This is a genomic window from Pseudoalteromonas sp. MBR-15 (assembly GCF_053628915.1).
The window spans coordinates 39,328-60,065 of record NZ_JBRJHH010000005.1; the positions used below are offsets into that span (position 1 = coordinate 39,328).

The 20,738-nt window shown below is 42.4% G+C and carries 18 protein-coding genes, 1 tRNA gene and 1 other RNA gene; 7 read left to right on the forward strand and 13 right to left on the reverse strand.

The window, feature by feature from the left end:
* Positions 1-105: 105 nt before the first annotated feature.
* On the forward strand, positions 106-822 hold the full coding sequence (locus ACSSVW_RS08345) for an enoyl-CoA hydratase/isomerase family protein (RefSeq protein WP_180310946.1): 717 nt from the start codon (positions 106-108) through the stop codon (positions 820-822).
* 89 nt (positions 823-911) lie between these two features.
* Here ACSSVW_RS08345 and ssrA read toward each other — a convergent pair.
* Positions 912-1,268, reverse strand: a transfer-messenger RNA (tmRNA) gene (ssrA, locus tag ACSSVW_RS08350).
* A 278-nt stretch (positions 1,269-1,546) separates the two neighbouring features.
* Between ssrA and ACSSVW_RS08355 the strand changes: the two genes are divergently transcribed.
* The gene (locus tag ACSSVW_RS08355; protein ID WP_454179143.1) at positions 1,547-3,172 is read left to right on the forward strand and encodes a DUF342 domain-containing protein; all 1,626 of its coding nucleotides are present in this window, start codon (positions 1,547-1,549) and stop codon (positions 3,170-3,172) included.
* Here ACSSVW_RS08355 and rnt read toward each other — a convergent pair.
* On the reverse strand, positions 3,156-3,836 hold the full coding sequence (gene rnt / locus ACSSVW_RS08360) for a ribonuclease T (protein WP_036967250.1): 681 nt from the start codon (positions 3,834-3,836) through the stop codon (positions 3,156-3,158). The two genes, ACSSVW_RS08355 and rnt, sit on opposite strands and share 17 nt — an antisense overlap.
* A 216-nt stretch (positions 3,837-4,052) precedes the next feature.
* On the opposite strand from rnt, the gene ACSSVW_RS08365 reads away from it, so the two are divergent.
* Complete coding sequence (locus tag ACSSVW_RS08365; protein WP_036967246.1) at positions 4,053-4,931, forward strand: flagellar protein MotY; 879 nt, start codon at positions 4,053-4,055, stop codon at positions 4,929-4,931.
* A 25-nt stretch (positions 4,932-4,956) separates the two neighbouring features.
* Here ACSSVW_RS08365 and ACSSVW_RS08370 read toward each other — a convergent pair whose 3' ends face one another.
* A complete protein-coding gene (locus ACSSVW_RS08370; RefSeq protein WP_036967245.1) occupies positions 4,957-5,862 on the reverse strand; it encodes a DMT family transporter in 906 nt (301 codons plus the stop codon).
* A gap of 401 nt (positions 5,863-6,263) precedes the next feature.
* Between ACSSVW_RS08370 and ACSSVW_RS08375 the strand changes: the two genes are divergently transcribed.
* The gene (locus tag ACSSVW_RS08375; protein WP_421418527.1) at positions 6,264-7,466 is read left to right on the forward strand and encodes an aromatic amino acid transport family protein; all 1,203 of its coding nucleotides are present in this window, start codon (positions 6,264-6,266) and stop codon (positions 7,464-7,466) included.
* A gap of 92 nt (positions 7,467-7,558) precedes the next feature.
* Here ACSSVW_RS08375 and ggt read toward each other — a convergent pair whose 3' ends face one another.
* Complete coding sequence (gene ggt, locus ACSSVW_RS08380; protein WP_454179144.1) at positions 7,559-9,238, reverse strand: gamma-glutamyltransferase; 1,680 nt, start codon at positions 9,236-9,238, stop codon at positions 7,559-7,561.
* 57 nt (positions 9,239-9,295) lie between these two features.
* Complete coding sequence (locus tag ACSSVW_RS08385) at positions 9,296-9,856, reverse strand: GNAT family N-acetyltransferase (RefSeq protein ID WP_065978097.1); 561 nt, start codon at positions 9,854-9,856, stop codon at positions 9,296-9,298.
* 50 nt (positions 9,857-9,906) lie between these two features.
* Between ACSSVW_RS08385 and ACSSVW_RS08390 the strand changes: the two genes are divergently transcribed.
* The gene (locus ACSSVW_RS08390; RefSeq protein ID WP_036967240.1) at positions 9,907-10,272 is read left to right on the forward strand and encodes a hypothetical protein; all 366 of its coding nucleotides are present in this window, start codon (positions 9,907-9,909) and stop codon (positions 10,270-10,272) included.
* 54 nt (positions 10,273-10,326) lie between these two features.
* Here the strand turns inward: ACSSVW_RS08390 and ACSSVW_RS08395 are convergent, their stop codons facing one another.
* Complete coding sequence (locus ACSSVW_RS08395) at positions 10,327-12,549, reverse strand: TonB-dependent receptor (protein WP_454179146.1); 2,223 nt, start codon at positions 12,547-12,549, stop codon at positions 10,327-10,329.
* Positions 12,550-12,939: 390 nt separating this feature from the next.
* On the opposite strand from ACSSVW_RS08395, the gene ACSSVW_RS08400 reads away from it, so the two are divergent.
* Together ACSSVW_RS08400 and ACSSVW_RS08405 are read left to right on the forward strand one after the other, a co-directional pair.
* Positions 12,940-13,785 (forward strand): VOC family protein, encoded by an 846-nt coding sequence (locus ACSSVW_RS08400; RefSeq protein WP_454179147.1) that lies wholly within the window; start codon positions 12,940-12,942, stop codon positions 13,783-13,785.
* Positions 13,782-13,934 (forward strand): hypothetical protein, encoded by a 153-nt coding sequence (locus ACSSVW_RS08405; RefSeq protein WP_178387086.1) that lies wholly within the window; start codon positions 13,782-13,784, stop codon positions 13,932-13,934. Before ACSSVW_RS08400 ends, ACSSVW_RS08405 begins: the two co-directional genes overlap by 4 nt.
* Before the next feature lie 70 nt (positions 13,935-14,004).
* Here ACSSVW_RS08405 and ACSSVW_RS08410 read toward each other — a convergent pair whose 3' ends face one another.
* From ACSSVW_RS08410 to ftsH, 7 genes are all read right to left on the reverse strand, one after another.
* The gene (locus ACSSVW_RS08410; protein WP_065978100.1) at positions 14,005-14,958 is read right to left on the reverse strand and encodes a general glycosylation pathway protein; all 954 of its coding nucleotides are present in this window, start codon (positions 14,956-14,958) and stop codon (positions 14,005-14,007) included.
* Positions 14,959-15,132: 174 nt separating this feature from the next.
* Positions 15,133-15,217 (reverse strand) — tRNA-Leu (locus ACSSVW_RS08415).
* Between the two features lie 75 nt (positions 15,218-15,292).
* The gene (secG, locus tag ACSSVW_RS08420) at positions 15,293-15,640 is read right to left on the reverse strand and encodes a preprotein translocase subunit SecG (RefSeq protein ID WP_036967228.1); all 348 of its coding nucleotides are present in this window, start codon (positions 15,638-15,640) and stop codon (positions 15,293-15,295) included.
* Between the two features lies 1 nt (position 15,641).
* Positions 15,642-16,391 carry a triose-phosphate isomerase gene (gene tpiA, locus ACSSVW_RS08425; RefSeq protein ID WP_454179148.1) on the reverse strand — a complete coding sequence of 250 codons (750 nt, stop codon included), beginning with the start codon at positions 16,389-16,391 and terminating at the stop codon, positions 15,642-15,644.
* A 69-nt stretch (positions 16,392-16,460) separates the two neighbouring features.
* Positions 16,461-17,816: a phosphoglucosamine mutase gene (gene glmM, locus ACSSVW_RS08430; RefSeq protein WP_036967223.1), complete on the reverse strand. Its 1,356-nt coding sequence runs from the start codon at positions 17,814-17,816 to the stop codon at positions 16,461-16,463.
* A complete protein-coding gene (gene folP / locus ACSSVW_RS08435; RefSeq protein ID WP_182395120.1) occupies positions 17,809-18,657 on the reverse strand; it encodes a dihydropteroate synthase in 849 nt (282 codons plus the stop codon). Before folP ends, glmM begins: the two co-directional genes overlap by 8 nt.
* 114 nt (positions 18,658-18,771) lie before the next feature.
* Positions 18,772-20,709 carry an ATP-dependent zinc metalloprotease FtsH gene (gene ftsH / locus ACSSVW_RS08440; RefSeq protein ID WP_065978102.1) on the reverse strand — a complete coding sequence of 646 codons (1,938 nt, stop codon included), beginning with the start codon at positions 20,707-20,709 and terminating at the stop codon, positions 18,772-18,774.
* Positions 20,710-20,738 lie beyond the last annotated feature (29 nt).

Sequence of the window (20,738 nt, forward strand, 5' to 3'; positions counted from 1 at the left end):
CGGAGAACCCCCTCAGCACTCAAACTGGTCGGACTAGAGGTTTATTTTGTGCAACTGATGGTATATAACTATATCTATAACAAAAGAAAACGATAAAGGCACACCATGACCCCCATAACCGTAAGCACACAAGGCAGTGTTGCCATTCTCACAATGACCGCAGGTGAAAACCGCCATAACCCCACGTTTGCAGAAGCATTTTTAAATTGCCTTAATGACATTGAAGCGAACTCAGAACACAAAGCACTGATTATTACCTCAAGTGATGAAAAATCGTGGAGTTTAGGTATAGACACCGACTGGCTAATGCCCGCTTTAAAAGCACAAAAATATGAAGAAGTAAGTGGTTTTATGCACGCTATGGATGCCGTATTTAAACGTTTGTTACTTTACCCAATGCCAGTCATTGCCGCTATTAATGGCCATGCATTTGGTAATGGGGCTATTTTAGCGTGCGCCTGCGATTTTAGATTTATGCAAAGTAACCGCGGCTTTTTCTGTTTTCCTGAAGTTGATTTATCGATTCCGTTTTTACCAGGCATGATTGAATTTGTAAAAAAATCGATGCCTTATTACCGCTTTAACGAAATGAAATTGACAGGACGCCGGGTTACCGCAAGCGAGCTTGTTGCAGACCATGTTATCGAACAAGCCTGCCCCGACAGCGAAAGCTTGTTTAATACCGCATTCGAATTTGCCAGCCAGTTCGATAAAAAACGCCCTATATTTGCCGAACATAAAAAGCGCCTTCATAAACACATCATCGAAACGATTGATGTTGAAAACAAACCCATCATCGATGCCGTTCAGTTGGTTGTGTGATTTAATGTGAATAACCCCTTCAGACTCAATGAAAAAGGGGTGTATTTTAGGCAATAAAAAAGGCCGCTCTGAGAGCGGCCTTTTATGTTTGGTGGAGCTGGGGGGATTTGAACCCCCGTCCGAAAAGCCTCGACCTTTGGTACTACATGCTTAGTATCGTCTTTTAGTTAACCTTTACAGCTCGGACGAACACGATCTGCAAAGGCGAGGCCGCTTAGTTTTAACGCTTCAACCCCGGCCAGGGTTTCCGTCGCGATCATGTGTAAGGGTGACACTCCAAAATCCAGTCCACAAGAATACATGGAAGGAGCGCTAGCCAGCCTAAGCTGCTAGAGAGTAGTTATCGTCGTTTGCGATTACTTTAAATTGCGGCTTTTTTACGAGGCCAACCGCACCTCGACATGCACCTCGGGCGTCTTGAATTCCGTCGAATCCTAATCAGCCCCTGAATTTGGTATCTCATTCAGAGTGTACGTGAAGTATAACTGAGTAAACCCTTTATACTCAAGGCATTAATCAGGTTATTTTGGCATAACCCCTTTGAGTGCTGAAAAACCAAACAGGAAAAGTCAGTTTTTATACGAATTTTCACATATTAAGCATACAAGTTCTTAACATCATACAAAAGTTGTGCTGAAATGGGAGACGTTGTTACCTCTTCTTAAAACAATCCTGTAGCAACGAAAAAATAATAATAACAGGCCTCTTTTACAGGACTTACTTGATGTCGATGTTTTTGTTCGATGAGCAAAGTGGATATGTATCCTTGTGTGAGCATCCGCGCGATGCTGGCTTTCCCATAACGAGTTCACAACTCATTGAGTTAATTGAGCAATCGTCTTACGCAGACTGTGAACTTGTTGATGCTAATATTGGCAAACTTTTTACACCTAGCAGTCAATATCAAAATCAATCATTGGTTGTTGCAAAAGCCGTTGATGCACATATTGAAATCACCGTTGATGAAAAAAATATGATTGCAGAAGCGAGCCTGACAACAGCACGTGGTGGCAAAGTTGTGAGTATGGATGATGCACAAGCAGCGCTATCTGCTGCGGGAGTTAAGAGCGGCATAAGTCACCCTGCGCTTGATACTTTTTTAGGTCAGCAGTTTAAACAACCTGCTGGTGCGCACTACAGTGCTATTGTTGCGCATGGCCGTAACCCAAAAGATGGGAACGATGCACGGTTTGTCCGATTATGTTCAACAGCACAAGATCGCGTTCTTAGCCCACAAGCCACATCGGGTGGCAAGGTTGATATGCGAAACTTGGGCGCGATTATCACGGTTAAGCCCGGTGCGCCACTTATGCAACGTATTCCTGCAACTGCGGGTGAAAATGGCTTTACTGTATTTGGCGATACTTTACCCGCGCAAGCAGGTAAAGATTACCCCCTAGAGCCCTTTGAAGGGACCCGCCTTGATCCGATGAACAGTAATTTACTCATTGCCGACACCAAAGGGGTGCCCGTTGCACTGCCCCGCGGCATGCGCGTAGACGATGTGTTGTGTTTTCATCATGTTGATATCAGTACGGGCCATGTTGAGTTTGATGGCAGTGTTATCATTAGTGGCGATGTTAAAGATGGTATGTGCGTTAAAGCTACAGGTGATATTACAGTACTGGGATTTGTTGAATCAGCAACAATCGAAAGTAAAAGCGAAGTCACTATTATGCTCGGGGCCATTGGCCGGCACCGAGAAAATGAAGATCACTTTACATGCAATATAAGCGCAACACGCACTATTTCGGTTGGGTATGCACAGTTTTGCCATATTAAAAGTGAGCAAGATCTGTTTATAGAGCGTCAAGCTCTGCACTGTGATTTAAGTGCACGTCGTCTAATTCGTGTCGGTAAAGCGAATAACCCTCGCGGCAAAATTATTGGCGGGAATATTTTAGATGCAATGCGTATCGAAACCGGTGAACTAGGTGCGCCATCAGGCACTACAACCCGTGTCTTTATAGCGCAGTACTGGCATGATTTAAGACAAAAGCAACAACAAATCAATGACTTTGAAAAGCTGCTTGCCAGTAAAGCAGCCGCCTTACAACAAGCTCGAAAAAAAGCGAATAAAATAACCAATGCAGCTCAACGTGCGCATTACATCAATAAAATAACGGCCAGTGAACAACAAATAAAAATTAAAACCGCAAGCACTAAGAAAAAGAAATACCTTGTTAAGCAAAAGATTGCGCGTTTGTTGGCAACCAGTCGCTTAAAAGTGAATGAGTTAATGCATCCGGGCGTTGAGCTAAAAATAGCACAAGAGAGTAAACATTTTTCACGTATTTACCCTCCCCACTTAGTGCGATACTTCGAAGGGAAAATTACTCAGTCGTTTTAGCGGCTGAGTCTGGCTTTTCATTCTCTTCAGCTTGCTCTGGCAATGGCCATCCGCCTAGTTGTTGCCAACGATTAACAATTAGACAGAATAATTCTGCTGTGCGCTCTGTATCATAGAGCGCTGAGTGGGCTTGTTTATTATCAAACTCAATACCCGCTGCACGACAGGCTTTCGCTAATACAGTTTGCCCCAACGCAAGCCCCGCTAGAGAGGTCGTATCAAAACTCACGAACGGATGAAACGGTGTGCGTTTAATTTTACAACGCTCTATCGCCGCATTTAAAAAGCCATGATCAAAAGCCGCATTATGCGCAACCACCACTGAGCGCTGACAACCTGCCGCTTTTTGTGCTTTACGTACGGCTTTACAGATTTCTTTAATGGCCTCTTCTTCAGGCACCGCACCGCGTAACGCCGAAAATGGGTCTATGCCATTAAAATCAATCGCAGCCTGCTCTATATTCGCGCCTTCAAATGGCTCAACATGAAAATGCACCGTATGGTCAATGCTTAACACTCCATCGTCATCCATTTTTAAAACAGAAGCAGCGATTTCAAGTAACGCATCAGTGTCTTTATTAAACCCTGCCGTTTCAACATCAATAACCACGGGGAAAAAGCCACGAAAGCGTTTTGCGAAAAGAGTTTGTTCAGTATTTTCCATAGTCTTCTTGGTTTGCCAGTGTAAGCTGGCTATTATGTCAAAAACCACAGCTGCTCTGCTAGAGCAAAAGCGATTAAATCACAGATTCTTACAGGGTTTTTAGGCACAATAATTGCTTTAACTTAATGAGCTAACACGCTGTCAGGCAGTTTTGGACTGCTTGCTATAAAACTTGCCAATTATTTGGCATTGATGATTTGTTGGAGATTTACTGTGATGAAGCTTTCATTACTTTCTTTAAGCCTCGGCCTTTTAACAACGTTTGCAGCCACGCATGCAAGCAGTGCCATGCGCGAATACACTGCTACCGCAGATACTTCAAATTGGCAAATGGTTAAAACATCGCGCTTAGAATGCCAATTAAATCATGAAGTTCCTTTTTATGGCGAAGCCATTTTTAGCACTTCTGCCAGCAAGAATAAAGACGTCAACTTTAATCTCGACATGGTTGTACGTCCAGAAAATTACAGTATTGCTGGTTTAAAAGCTGTGCCGCCCAGTTGGCGTGCAGGCCTACCAGCACGCGATATTGCGAATATGAAATTATTACGTAAATTTGACGGTGAGCTAGGCAATAAAACGGCTTGGGAAATGCTGACAGAGCTCGAAAAAGGCTATCAGCCTACTTTTTATTACCAAGATTGGCAAAACCGTGCCGATAAAATTGCCGTAGGCTTGTCGAGTGTTAATTTTAAACAAGCTTATTGGGCTTTTTTACAATGCCGAGATGCCATGCTGCCTTACAGCTTTGAAGATATCTCATTCACGGTAATGAACTATGAACCTAACTCCAGTAAGCTGACAAAATCATCTCAAAAACGATTAGATAAAATAGCCGAATACCTCAAATATGACACCAGTATTTCTGCTATTTCAATTTCATCTTATACCGATAGCTACGGTGGTCGTTGGAATAACCTTGAGCTTTCTAAAAAGCGGGCTAAAGCAATCAAAGAGTATATTGTGAGCTTAGGCATCGATGAAAATAAAGTGGATACCGAAGGGTTTGGTGAAAAACGCCATGTTGCCACTAATGACAATATTTTAGGGCGAAATACAAACCGTCGCTTGGTTATTCAAATTGCAAAAATGTAGTCGCCGTTATACGGCGACTACAGTGCTAATTCATTTTAATTGGCTTAACGCGTTTAAAGCGCTTAAGCCACTTGTCACCAAATTGAAAAAACGCCAAGCTAATCATAATGACAGTTGCGCCAACAATCAGTGCTTGATCAATCGGCTCATTATTAAATATTCCGCCAATTGCAATAGCAAAACTTGGTGTAATTAAGGTGGTCAGGGCTACCGTGCTGGCATTCAGTTTTTGCAAAACATGAAAATACGCCAATGCACCGATTAACGATCCAAACACTCCTAAGTACACAATCGAGTAAAGCGACTTTACGCTCCAAAGCTCGCTATTGAGTTGACCATCAACCAATAACCAGGTTATAAAAAATAAAGGCGTTACAAAGACTAAAGCACCGAATGTCGTCGCCATTGGGTGAATAGCGATTCGAACACGTTTGATCATCACCCCGCTTAGGCTGAAAAAACACACCGCCATAAATACATACAGCAACCCACTTAGCTGCTCTACCCCACCTTGAATATGACGCTGGCTTACTAAAAAAAGACCGATTAGTGCACACCCAAGTGAAGCGAGTTTTAGAGTGCTGAATTTTGGCTCATTTAAAATTTTCTGCGCCAGTAATCCCGATAAAATAGGTGCTAAACCAAACATTAACGATATTAAGCCAGAAGGCACTGTTTTGGCGGCCATATAGCTCAGTAGCATGCCCCCAAATATGCCGATACTCGAGTATGCATATAAGAATAAGGCGCGACGATGCCAAGGCACTCGGATATTAGCGATAGCAACCACCAATGCAGCAAGCACAAGACCCACCAGCATTCTTAACAAGACTGCCAATGTGGGCGCAACGGTTTCACTACTCCAAACAATACCTAGAGGGGTTGTAGACCAAATCACCACCATTAAAAAATATGAGGCTTTAACTGGCACAAGCTTATTCCTTTAATAAGGCGAAAAAAGCGGAGGAAAAAAACAAAGAATGGCCAACCGCTTTGAACGCGGTTAGTAAAACTTACTTAATTAACCGCAGCACATAACTGACCACACGGCTGGCGTTGCCAGACGCATACTGCGATTATTTGGTCGTTTATTTAGCTGCATCATCATCATAAAAAAGTAAGTAGAAGAGCGTTAAGAATCTGCCTATATGATTATTTTGTCAACTCAAAATTACGACAATGTAGAATAAATTTAAGCCTAATATTTACGCGCCCAACCGTGCTTGTAAATCATAAGTTACAATAAGTTTCTTTGATTTATAACAAAACTATTTAAGTTTTATTAAACAAGTTATATCTTGCATGCCTCTCACGAAGTTTAAGGGTCAAAAAGTGCTTAAAAATAAAACAATAGGTAGCATGTTAATTGTTGCTGGCACCACCATAGGAGCAGGGATGCTGGCATTGCCCATCGCCTCTGCGGGGCTTGGATTCACCACTGCGCTGTCACTCATTTTATTAATTTGGTTTTTAATGACTTACACAGCTCTATTAATGTTAGAGCTTCATCAATATGCAGACAGAGACGCGACACTCAACACCTTGGCTAAATCTTGGTTGGGCAAGCGAGGGCAATGGGTGGCTAACTTTTCAGTTATGTTCTTGTTCTATGCCCTATGCGCCGCATACATAGCAGGCGGTGGTGCACAGTTGCAAGAAAAGCTAAATAATGGCTTGTCACTCTCGCTGGCCCCCCAAGTTGGCTCCATTATTTTAGCCGTGGTCATTGGTACCGTAGTAACGCTTGGCACAAGTAAGGTTGATAAGCTTAATAGAGTGCTTTTCACAATTAAAGTGTGCGTACTGGCAAGCTTATTTTATATGCTCACACCGTATGTGCATGGCCAGCACCTACTCGAAATGCCTATTGAGCAAGGTTTAATTCTTTCAGCTATTCCGGTGGTATTTACATCTTTTGGCTTTCATGGCTCCATTCCATCGATTGTTAAATATGTGGGTCTCGACATTAAGACTTTACGAAGAGTCATGGTGGCAGGTGCCGCATTACCGCTTGTCATTTACATTTTTTGGCAACTGTTGAGCCAAGGCATAATGAGCCAAAATGACTTAATGCAAAGCCAAGGTTTATCTGGCTTTGTTAGCAGTGTAGCAAGTATTGCACATAACCCTCATGTTGCGACTGCGGTCAATGTTTTCGCAGATTTAGCACTCGCCACGTCATTTTTAGGTGTGAGCTTGGGTTTATTTGATTTTTTTGCTGATGCCTTTAAAAAAGGTGATGGCAGTAAAGACCGTATTAAAACGGCATTAATTACCTTTGTACCGCCCCTTGGTTTCGCATTATTTTACCCACAAGGTTTTATTATGGCCCTTGGCTACGCTGCGATTGCTTTGGTTATTCTGGCCGTATTTCTGCCTGTCGCCATGGTTTACAAACAACGCCGAAGCCAACCTGAAACAGGCTACCAAGTAAAAGGGGGAAATGTTGGTTTAGCACTGGCGGCTTTATTTGGTGTGCTAATCATTAGCGCCCAAGGTTTACAGATGGCTGGTGTAATCCCTGCTATTGGTTAATAAAAATCACACACTGAAAAAGGCACCTTTGGTGCCTTTTTCATTATTTTGAGGGATTAAACGGGTCGCTACCTGCGTTAAAAATTGCTCACTTAATTAGACGAATTAAGGGTATCAAATACCATCGCTTTACCACGACCAGATTCTTCAGATGCGGCATCGAGCTTACCATCTTTATTGATGATCACATGCATATCACCAAAGTGACGCTCATCAAGTTTGTAGCCCATTTTTTCAAGCGCTTTAACAACCTTTGGCTCAAGCCCTTTATGGTGTCTTATCACGTTTTTAGGCCACAGTTGATGATGAAATCGCGGGCTATTTACGACTTGCTCAGCAGACATATTAAACTCTACCGCATTTAAGATTGATTCATACACTGAACTAATAATGGTGGTGCCGCCCGGTGAACCGGTTACCATTTTCACTTTATTGTCTTGTAATAAAATGGTGGGTGTCATTGAGCTTAACATCCGTTTGTGTGGTTGAATTTCGTTGGCCTCACCGCCTAATGCACCGAAAACATTCATAACACCTGGTTTAGCACTAAAATCATCCATTTCATCATTAAGAATAAAGCCTGCTCCAGAAACAACCACACCGCTGCCAAAGCTTAAGTTGATTGTTGTTGTGTTTGCGACCGCATTACCCCACTGATCAATAATTGAGAAATGTGTTGTTTGCTCACTTTCATGTAAACCTGGTTTGATGTTTTCAGTTGTTGAAATTACATCATCACGAATACCCGTTGCACGTTTAGCGAGATAATCATCCGCGAGTAAGGCTGTTTTTGGTACATCGTAAAAATCAGGATCGCCTAAATACTCTGCTCTATCAGCAAAGACTCGTTTGCCGACTTCTGCAAGAATGTGCAAGTAGCGGGTCGAGTTATGCTCTAAAGGGCCTGTTGGTTTAGCAAGATCATACATTTTTAGCCATTGTAAAATAGCAATGCCCCCTGAACTGGGTGGCGGTGAAGTAAGCACTTCAAAACCACGCCAATGACCTTTAATAGGCATACGCGATTTGGCCTGATAGTCTTTAAGGTCTTGCTCTGTAATGATACCGCCATGCTGTTTCATAAACGTGGCAATTATTTTAGCTGTCTCGCCTTCATAAAACCCCGCCTTGCCATTATCACGAATGCGCTTAAGCGTTGCCGCAAGCTCTGGTTGCTTAAAGGTTTTATTAGCTTTAGCATCAGAAAAATAATCAGCAAAGTTAACTTTTATCGACTTTTTCTGCATTCGCGAAATATATTTTTGGATACTTGAAGCAAGTTTCGGGTGCACAATAAAACCGTCTTCTGCCAACTTTACCGCAGGGTCTACGAGGGTTTTCCACTCTAAGCTGCCATGCTTTTGGTGTGCTAGCCACATTCCGGCAACACTGCCCGGCACACCACTTGCGTGAATACCGTACACTGACATGTTGTCTATCACATTCCCTTTTTCATCGAGATACATATCGCGATGAGCTGCTGCGGGGGCAGTTTCACGGTAATCTATAAAGTCACCTTTGCCGTCTTTTTGAATCAGCATAAAACCGCCGCCACCAATATTACCGGCCTCAGGTAACGTGACAGCCAACACAAATTGGGCTGCTATGGCTGCATCAATGGCATTACCGCCTTGCTCTAAAATTGCCCGTGCAGTATCGCTACTGTAACTGTCTGGCATCGCCACAGCCGCTTGTTTGGCTAATAATGGCGGATGAAAAAATAATACAACGAGAAGCGAGACACTGACCGTGTATTTTATTAAAGTTCGCATACTAATTCCTTTTGACGTTTTTATACTCATTTATACATGCCAAACTACTAAGGTCAATTAGTTACGCTTAAGTGAGGTTAATTCTGCTTTCGGACATGAATAAAGCACCGCTGGTAATTCTCCGTGTTCATCTTGGTGCAGGTATTCTTTTATAAATTTTAGCCCTAGCTTTTTCATTACACTAATCGATGCAAGGTTATCTTTTAGGGCTGTTGCTGAGAGTGTTTTAACTTCGGGGTGTTGACTAACCGCCAATGCAACACTCAAAGCAGCTTCAGATGCATAACCCTGCCCCCAACTAACACGTTTAAAACGCCAACCAATTTCAAGGTCGCTATAATCTGGCTTATCAAAAAATCCCATTGGCCTCACTAACACCCAGCCAATAAACATGTTGTTGTCGGTAACGCTTACCTGCCAAAGCCCCCAGCCCTTTTGTTCATTGCGAAAAGCATTTAAACGGGGGATAAAAGTGTTTTTAATTGTTTGCATTGTTGATACTTTACCACGGGTTAAATATTTCATTACCTGAGGATCGTTATCAAGCTCGTATAATAATTCTGCATCATTTTCGTCCATTAAACGAAAACTTAGCCGTGTTGTTCTAGCTATATTCATTTTTAAATGCTTATACTGCTTATGGTGTTAATTAACCATTAGAGAAAAATATGAAAAAATTAGCAAGTTTAGTTTTACTAGGATGTATTGCCCTAACGGGGTGTGAAGATGCTGATGAAGCAAAAAAAGACGCAGCCGAAGCGAAAGAAGAAGTTAAGCAAGCTGTCAATGATGCATGGAAAGATGTAAAAGAGGCAACCAGTGAGTTTAACGATGACTCATTACAAGCACTGCTAGCAGAAAGCAAAGAAATGGGTTTAAGCATGTATGACGACGGTAAAGAAATTGCCATAGATGCATGGATCGAGAGTAAAGAAGCCGCTGGTGAACTTTCTGAAAAAACCAAGCAAAAAGCAAAAGAGTTGGCTGAAGAATTAAAAGCAGCCCGCGAAAAGCTTGAACAAGAAAAGAATTAAACTGTAAAAAATAAAAGGGTAAGCCATGCTTACCCTTTTTCATTCACCTTGCGATTAAAGCTCAAATTCTTTTTTGAACTTTAAGCCAAATTCACTGCGGTCATTACTGCGCATAACACCAACAAAACCTGACTGCTGTAAACGACCAACATCGTAAACTTCATTCAATACGTTTTCACCGTATAGCGTCACTTCAAAGTCGCCATTAGGGTTTAAATAAGAAATGTTAAACCCAACAAGTTCACGCGATTCAATATGTTCACTTTGGTTGTAAACTGATTGGCCTTGCATGTCACTGCGGTACGAATAGTTTGCGTTAATCGCCACCGTACCACCGTTGCTTAAGTCAACAAAGTACGATGGGGCAAGCATAACAGTCCAGCGCGGAGTTAATGCAGGTGAGTCACCTTTACCAATGCCTTGCACTCCTTCGTCAACCTCGGTGATCTCTGAATCTAAGTAGCCAATCGCACTACGCAGTGTAAAGTCATCCGTAAATGCTATCGTTGTTTCAAGCTCGATACCTTGTGCTTTTGACTCGCCAGCATTTTCAACAATCGTTACAAAACCACCCCCGGCTGTTGGATCAGAGAATGGCAGTGCTAAATCGGTATAATCTGTGACAAAAACAGCAAGCATCATAGAAATATCTTCATGCACTTGACCTTTAAGGCCTAGCTCATAGTTAATCGCTTTTGTTTCATCAAATGAGACAAATTGATCAGGACCACCAAATGGACGTGGCGGAAAGCCACCTGTTTGATAGCCTTTTTGAATTTGCCCATACAGGTTCATGTTATTGCTGAGCTGGTAAGACGCGTTTACGTCCCATGTTACCGCATCAAAGTCAGCACTTACGTATTTACGCGTTGCAAAGCTTGGAAATTGTGCATCGGCTTCTTTTTTGTCTTTTGAATAACGAAGACCACCGCCTACTGTTAAGTCGTCACTTAAATCGTAACTTGCGTTGATATACGCTGCGTATGAATTTGTTTCTTGGTTAATATCAAAATAACCATAATTACCAAATGAAGCCGTTGTACCATCATTCAATAATCCGTCTGGCGTGTTGAATGGGCTAAATACAAAAGGCCCTGAGCTTGTAAATCCATCTTCATTAAAGAAATACAAACCAGACACAAAATCCATATTATCGTAGCTACCGTTTAACTGGATTTCGAAAGAATACTGATCGGCACCACCCTCTTCTGGGAATTCAGATAAATTAAGTGCCACAGCATCATCATCAAGGCCACCTTCATATTCTGAGCTGCGGTAACTGGTGATAAATTTAGTCGTGTAAGTATTATTAATGTCCCAATGTGCTGATAATGATGTCCCCCAGCCTGAGTAAGCCGTTGATTCGATTCCTGCGACAGTCGTTGCTAAATCATCTGGATTACTTGGTAGCATGTCTTCAGTTAAAAGTGGAAAATCACCATTAAATAGATCATTTGCGTCCAACGGTGCCGTTAACTCGATTGTGTAAGGTGATTGACCTGATTCGTTGTCGACACCATCAACAGAGAAAACAAAAGATAAGTCGCTGTTAGCTTGCCATTTCAACGCCATACGACCACTTAGTTCTTGCTCTTCACCAATTTCGTTTGCTGGATTAACAAGGTTAATTGCCTCACCGACTCCATCACGTTGTTTGTACGACACACTGGCCGACATGCTGACAGTGTCTGTAAGGCTGTTATTAAAATAAACATCACCCGCTAAACGATTGCGACTTCCAACTTTAGCCGTTGTCGTTACAATCCCTTCGTCACCAGGTTGTTTAGTAATAATGTTAACTGCACCACCAAGTGTATTACGGCCATATAAAGTACCTTGTGGGCCTCGCAACACCTCAACACGCTCTACATTCGGGAGTGATAAGTTTGAGCCCATTTGACGCCCAAGGTAGACACCATCTAAGTATACGCCTACGCCAGGATCTGTGGTGATCACGTGATCTTGTAAACCAATACCGCGAATAAACACAGAGGCATGCGCTGCATTACCCACACCATAACGGGTAATATTTAAATTAGGCACGTATTTACCAATATCTTCTAAGTTGCTCATATTGGCTTTATCAATCAGGTTTTCACCGATTGAAGTAACCGCTGTTGGCGACTCAAAAATACTTTCTGTGCGTTTGCGAGCTGTGACTTCTATTTTTTCGAATGCATCTTGTTTCGCGGTGGTTTTTTCTTGCTCAGCGAAAGCTGATGAAGATAAGGCAGCTACAACAGCCACACTTAATTGTGAGAAATGACGTAATTTCAATTAAAACTCCAAAGGATACCGTGTGTGTATTTTTACCTGTAAATCGCAGGCATAAAAAAAGACGCTTAGGTATAAGCATCTTTCCTCTGGAGGGACATTATATGTCAATTTTGTGAAAATACGTATAATTATTTTATATTTTATTATTTTTTATAAACTAAACGCATAATATGTATGACAAATTGGATAACTTTTTCACATAAACTAAATTTTTAAAGAAAAATAATTGCAGAAATTCAAAGAGTAACCCACTTTCCGTCTAAATAATCACCACGCTATGCGCATTATCATAGTTCCTTTAGAAAATATTAAAGTGCACTGCTTTTGATTGAATAATAAACAAAAAATAGTCTATGCTGTTACTTGACCCTATTTTGCAAGGAGCATACTTTGAAATTACTATCCCCATTACGCGCTGCGATTATTGTTGCTGTATCGACGGTGTCCCTCACGGGCTGCCAACTTACCTCCAATGAACTCCCCGCTATTAGTGACTCTGGTACAAAGAACACGGGCCATGTGGTGTGGCATGACTTGATTACGCCAAATTTAGCGGAGTCTAAAGCTTTTTATGGCAATGTGTTCGGCTGGCAATTTGAACAGGTAAATGACAGCTACACTTTCGCCAAACTCGACGGTAAATTAATTGCAGGCATGGCACAGTTAGATAACACACAAAATGCAAGCCTCTGGTTAAGCCTTATCAGTAGCCAAGATATTACTGATGCCACGAATAAAACACTTGCTGCAGGCGGTAAAGTATTAGTAAAAAGCACTGAAATCAAAGGACGAGGCACAATTGCCGTATTAGAAGACCCTCAAGGCGCTGTATTTTCATTAATTAATACTGTGAACGGCGACCCCACAGTGAGCACACATGACAATGGGTGGATTTGGCAAGAAGTATGGAGTGATGACACAATACAAAGCAAAGCTTTTTACCAACGCCTCGGCAATTACTCTTCTAAGGAAAAATCACTGCAACAGCTCAATTACAGCTACCTCGCTGTCGAGGATAAACCCGCCATTGGCTTTGTTAAAAAGCCCGATGCGGAAATCGGTAACACATGGGTTAACTACATTAAAGTCGCCGATGTTGATGCAACATTACTTAAAGTAACGGCTGCAGGCGGGGTTATATTAATGGCACCAAATGAAACCCTTCGCAAAGGAAGTGTTGCTATTATTAGAGACCCAGCGGGTGCAGGCCTGGTCATTCAAGAGGAAATAAAATGAAAAAGCGTTTAATTAAAGTCATCACAGTAGCCGCAGCAGCTATTCTATTAAATGCATGTTCACCTTATGCAAGCCTTAATGTAAACGCCCCATTTAAAGTGGGCCCTGTTTATGTTAACCCAAGCATTGGTGTAGGTGGTTCGTTATAAAAACGACCGTCATAGGGCTCAGGCGCCCTGTGACGGTATTGCTTTAAGTTATGTGTTTTACGCTGCCTGATTATTGTAAAGAGGTATTAATCTTAGCACGCTGAACTTGGGTTAATATGCCTTCGGCTTTCGCACCTAAATAGACATAAATAGCCAATGCGATTAATAAACCCACCACCGCAAACATCATCAATACCGCAGGCATCACATATTCTGTTTGACCCAAAGCGGCTTTAAACATCGTAAGTAACGCCTCTATTGACACCGCAATAAGAATGGTTGAGATAAAACGGGTAATAGTGCGACGTGTCGAACTATGACGAAAGATATCTTTGTGCATTAAAATCTCTTCTTCTAAAATCGTTTTTCCTAGGTCGAAAATAGCAAGGGCTAAGGTAACAAAGATAATAATAGTAAAGGGCTTTAGAGGATCTGAATGTGCCTGCTCGCTCGTAACCAAAGAAAACATGCCCTCGAATACTTTAAATAATAAATAAAATACCAAGCAAAATAAGCAAGCGACAATAAGCCCATACCCTACTTTAAAGTAAGCCGTCATATTCGCTCGTTTCGTATCCCCCATGATGAACTCGATAAGTTCGGTGAGGCACACATCAATAACGACGTAACACGGAGCGCCTTCTTTGAATTGAACAGACTTTATAACCGAAATACATAAATGCCTCGTGGCCGTTGATACATAAGGTGAGGTGAAATGTGCCTCTGTCGAGTTTGATATCGCTGTAAAGTAGGGTCGAGCGCTTAAATCTTGCCCTGCCCCTCTATTAGCTAAGTCTTTCTTATACTGGGGTTTAAAGCACACATTATTACCTAGCTGAATTCCCTGCTTATCTAAACAATACTGCAACTCTAAAAAGGGATACTGCTTAATGAGGGGTTGAACATCTTTTTTTTGAGCAAGCGCTGTATGCACACTTGCCAGAATTGAAAGCAATAAATTTTGAATCAGCCCTTGGTATTCTTCATATCGTTCTATTGCGCTTAAATAACTCATTCTTGCCATAATGGCATCCTCTGGTGAACACACACAAGATAACAAGCAAGGAGAGAACCAAGTTATATATATCTTACAAATCAATGAGGTAGAGTATTAACAGAGGGCGAACAGCACCAAAAAAGTGCAAAAACATACCGAAACGAAAAAAGCCGTGACTTTTAGGTCACGGCTTTTTAAATTTGGTGCGGATGGGGGGACTTGAACCCCCACGGCCGAAGCCACCACCCCCTCAAGATGGCGTGTCTACCAATTCCACCACATCCGCATACAATTCTGTATGATGTTAAGCTGTTTGATTTACTGAGGAGATAAATCGCTTAACAGTAATTAGCAACGCTAATTAATTTGGTACGTCAGAGCTTTTCTCTTCTGTCACTGGCACATCAGTTTGTGCTGGAGTAACAGTTTCAACAGCTGGCGCAGCCTCTAGGTTTTCCCACTCGTCCGTCTTTTTAATTTGACCGGCAGTCAGGTTACCTAAAACAATACTTAACACGAAGAAAATCGTTGCAAGAATTGTTGTTGTTTTTGTCATGAAGTTGCCTGCACCTGATGAACCAAACACTGTAGCAGACGCACCTGCTCCAAATGATGAACCCATATCAGCGCCTTTACCTTGCTGGATTAAAACCATACCAACAAGCGCTAAAGCAACAATTAAATAAACTACTAATAAAATTTCGTACATCTTATACGGTCCCTTTTGCACTTTCACAAATAGCAGTAAATGATTCTGCTTTTAGACTTGCGCCGCCTATTAGGCCGCCATCTATATCTGGTTGTGCAAATAATAATTCGCTATTTTTTTCATTCACGCTACCACCATATAAGATGGTTAGCTGTTCAGCTAAATCACTATCCGCAGAAGCAATTTTCTCACGGATAAATTTATGTACAGCTTGCGCTTGCTCAGGAGAAGCAGTCTTACCTGTGCCAATGGCCCAAACGGGCTCGTATGCTACCACAGAATTCTTCAGTGCTGCTACACCTAATTTGTTAATTACAGCATCAATTTGTGCTGCAACCACTAATTCGGTTTCATTCGCTTCACGTTGTTCTTCGCTTTCGCCAACACATAAGATAGGTGTTAAACCAACGTGTTGAGCGCGAGCAAATTTATCCGCAACCATCGCATCAGATTCACCATAAATACTGCGACGCTCTGAATGCCCTACTAAGGTATACGTTGCGCCTAAGTCTTTAATCAGCTGAGCATCTACTTCACCCGTAAACGCACCCGCTTGGTTTTCTGAGACCGTTTGCGAACCAACAACAACATTTTGTTGTTGCAGCGAACTTATCAACGGGAATGGTGGAAACACCACAATATCAAGTTCATCAGACTGAACATTTTTGATAGCGTTTGCTAATTGTTCAACAAGTTCTAACGAACCGTTCATTTTCCAATTGCCTGCTACCATTGGCTTACGTGTTGCCATATTTCCACTCCACATTAGAAAGCGGGCAAGATACTAACTCGACTTGCCCAAAGTTACAAGAGGTTATTGTTATCCCTCGGTTTGTTTGCTCACAGATTCGACAATTTCAGCAATTTTTTGTGCGCTGTCTAGTACTGTTTTCTCTTGATCAGCCTCTACCATTACGCGAACAACGGGTTCTGTCCCCGATTTGCGAAGTAGAACACGCCCTGTATCACCTAATTTTTCTTCGATTTGTGCCACAATATCGATAACAGCTTGTGCTTGCGTTGGATCCGTACCTTGAGGGTAACGAACATTGATCATTTTCATCGGGTATTTTGTAAAGCCAGCACCTAAGTCTTGCAGTGTTTTATTCTGTGCAACCATGGCAGCTAACACCTGCAAACTCGAAATAATACCGTCACCAGTACTAATTAAATCAAGATTCAATACATGGCCTGAGCTTTCGCCTCCGATTTTCCATCCTTTTTCTTGCAAAAGCTCCATGACATAACGATCGCCAACTTTACTGCGGGCAAAATCAATACCACGCGCTTTTAATGCATTTTCAAGCCCCATGTTTGACATGACCGTGCCAACAACACCCCCACCCAACATATCGTCGTTTGCAGCTTGGCATGCAATAATATAAACAATGTCATCACCATCGAAGACACGTCCGTTGTGGTCAACCATCATCACACGGTCACCATCACCGTCGTACGCAATACCAACATCGGCATCATGCTCAAGTACTTTGCGCTTGAGTGTTTCAACGTGAGTTGCACCGCATTCAAGGTTAATGTTGACACCATTTGGTTCACACGCATGACAAATGACTTCTGCACCAAGCTCACGCATAACAGACGGGGCTATATGATAAGTTGCGCCATTAGCACAATCTAATACGATTTTTAGACCCTCTAATGATAAACCTTGAGGGAATTGGCTTTTACAAAACTCAATATAACGGCCATCAGCCGTTTCTAAACGACGTGCTTTCCCTAATTTATCTGAAGCTACGCAAGTCATTGGCTCTTCCATCATGGCTTCAATTTCAAGCTCAACTTCATCCGCTAGCTTCAAACCACGACTAGAGAAAAATTTAATCCCATTATCATGATAAGGGTTATGTGATGCACTAATAACGATGCCAGCTTCAGCACGGAAAGTTTGCGTTAAATAAGCAACCGCAGGGGTCGGCATAGGGCCAAGTAGAACAACATCAATGCCTGCAGCAATAAGACCTGCTTCCAGTGAAGTTTCTAACATATACCCAGAGATACGCGTGTCTTTACCAATAATAACCTTCTTGGTACCAATTTTTGATAATACGCGTCCAGCTGCCCAACCAAGTTTTAATGCAAACTCTGGAGTAATAGGGTATTCGCCCACCATGCCACGAACGCCATCCGTGCCAAAATATTTTCTTGTTTTACTCATTTATAATTCCTTTCTTACATGCTTGCCATACGGTCAACACATCTAAAGTTTCTGAAACATCATGCACACGAATGATTTTTGCCCCATTTTGGGCAGCAATTAAAGCACCTGCTAAACTGCCAGCTAAACGCTCATCCGTGCTTTTATTTAATAAATTACCAATCATGGATTTGCGTGATAAACCCGCAAGGACCGGTAAATTGAATTGATTAAACTCGTCAAACCTATTAAGAATTTCGTAGTTATGCGCGAGCGTTTTCCCAAAACCGAAACCGGGATCTAAAATAATACGTTGTTGCTGAATCCCCGCTTGCTCACATGCTTCGATACGCTCGGAAAAAAAGTCATTAATATCTGCAAATAAATCCTCATACTGTGGATTACTTTGCATCGTGCGAGGTTGTCCTTGCATATGCATCAAGCAAATTGCAACGTCAGGGTATGCAGATAATACTTCAATAGCACCGGGCTCTTGTAATGCCCTAACATCATTAATGATATCTGCACCCGCTAAAATAGCCTGACGCATGACCTCACTTTTGCTGGTATCAATTGAAATTATACAGTCGCTTGTTTTTCTGAGCGCTTTAACCAGAGGGATAACACGGTCAAGCTCATCTTCCAATGAAACGTCAGGGGCACCAGGGCGTGTCGATTCACCGCCAATATCAATGATTTTTGCGCCTTGTTCTAAGAGTGTATGAGCTTGTTTGACAGCGCTGTCTAGTTGGCAATAATTGCCGCCGTCTGAAAAAGAGTCAGGAGTGACATTTAAGATCCCCATCACAACAGGGGTATCGAGGTGTAAAGTGCGACCTCGAGGTAAACTAACAGTGGTCATCTATCACCTATACTGCTTCCATGGCGAATGTTTAGGTGCTGAACCTAAACGATTTTTTATGTCGCTACAAAAAAGCCCCGGCAAGCGGGGCTTTTGCTAATCGTATTTTAACGATTATTCAGCTTTGTCATCAAGGTTTGTTTCATCCTTTTTTACTGAATCATCCGATTTTGACTCTTCAGCAACAGGTTCAGCCTTGGCAGCTGGTTTTTTGTCATCTGGACGACGGTCATGCATATCACGCGGTTCACGCACTGGCTGACGAGCCATTAAATCGTCAATCTGACCTGCATCAATTGTTTCGTACTTCATTAATGCATCTTTCATCGCATGTAAGATATCAATATTGTCTTTTAAGATTTGCTCAGCACGTTGGTAATTACGATCTGAGAACAAACGAATTTCGCTATCGATAACTTTTGCTGTTTCATCTGACATGCTCATGGCACGGCTTCCACCGCCACCCATGTACATCTCGTTTTGATCTTCAGCATACAGCAGTGGACCTAACTTTTCGCTTAAGCCCCATTGAGTAACCATTTTACGTGCGATGTCTGTCGCGCGCTCAATATCGTTACTTGCCCCTGTGGTTACTTTGTCTTCACCATAAATCAGTGCTTCTGCAATACGACCACCGTAAAGACTAGAAATCATTGACTCTAGTAACTCTTTAGAGTGACTCACACGGTCTTGTTCAGGCAAGTACATCGTAACACCTAGTGCACGACCACGTGGAATAATAGACACCTTATAAACAGGGTCGTGTTCTGGCACCATACGGCCCACAATCGCGTGACCTGCTTCATGATAAGCGGTCATCTCTTTTTCTTGCTCGCTCATCACCATGGTCTTACGCTCTGCGCCCATCATGATTTTATCTTTTGCTGCATCAAACTCAGCCATGCTAACAACACGCTTGTTGCCACGCGCTGCATATAGCGCCGCTTCATTTACCAAGTTTGCAAGGTCAGCACCTGAGAAACCAGGTGTACCCCGTGCAATCACAGCGGCCTCAACGTTATCGCCTAATGGCACTTTACGCATATGCACTTTCAAGATTTGCTCACGACCACGGATATCAGGTAAACCAACCACAACTTGGCGGTCAAAACGACCCGGTCGTAATAACGCTGGGTCAAGTACATCTGGGCGGTTTGTCGCTGCAATAACGATAATACCTTCATTACCTTCAAAGCCGTCCATTTCTACTAGCATTTGGTTTAGAGTTTGCTCACGTTCATCGTGACCGCCCCCCATGCCTGCACCACGTTTACGGCCTACCGCATCAATTTCGTCGATAAAGATGATACACGGGGCTGCTTTTTTCGCTTGTTCGAACATGTCACGGACGCGTGATGCACCCACACCAACAAACATTTCTACGAAATCAGAACCTGAAATTGTAAAAAATGGTACTTTTGCTTCACCAGCAACCGCTTTCGCTAAAAGAGTTTTACCCGTACCCGGAGGACCTACCATAAGTACGCCTTTAGGGATACTACCACCCAGCTTTTGGAATTTTGATGGGTCACGTAAGAAGTCCACTAACTCTGTGACATCTTCTTTCGCTTCATCACATCCTGCAACATCAGCAAACGTTGTTTTAACTTGATCTTCGCTCATTAGGCGGGCTTTGCTCTTACCGAAAGACATCGCCCCTTTGCCGCCACCGCCTTGCATTTGACGCATGAAGAAAATCCACACACCAATAAGCAGTAACATTGGGAACCAAGAGATTAAAATGCTGGCGAGGAAAGACTGCTCTTCAGGCTTAACACCTTTAACATTTACATTGCTTTTCAATAAATCATTCAAAATGTCTTTATCATACATTGGCATGATAGTTTGAAAGCGCTCACCATTTGTTTTAGTACCTGTAATGGTGCCAGTTGTACTTTCAATAGAGACCTCTTGAATAGCGCCGCTACGTGCGTCACTAACAAATTGAGTGTAACTTGTTTGGCGATCTGCTTGATCACCACCATTAAAGCTCTGAAACACTGACATTAGCACAACTGCAATGACCAGCCAGAGTATTAGATTTTTCGCCATATCGCTCAAGGGGTTAACCTCTTGTATCC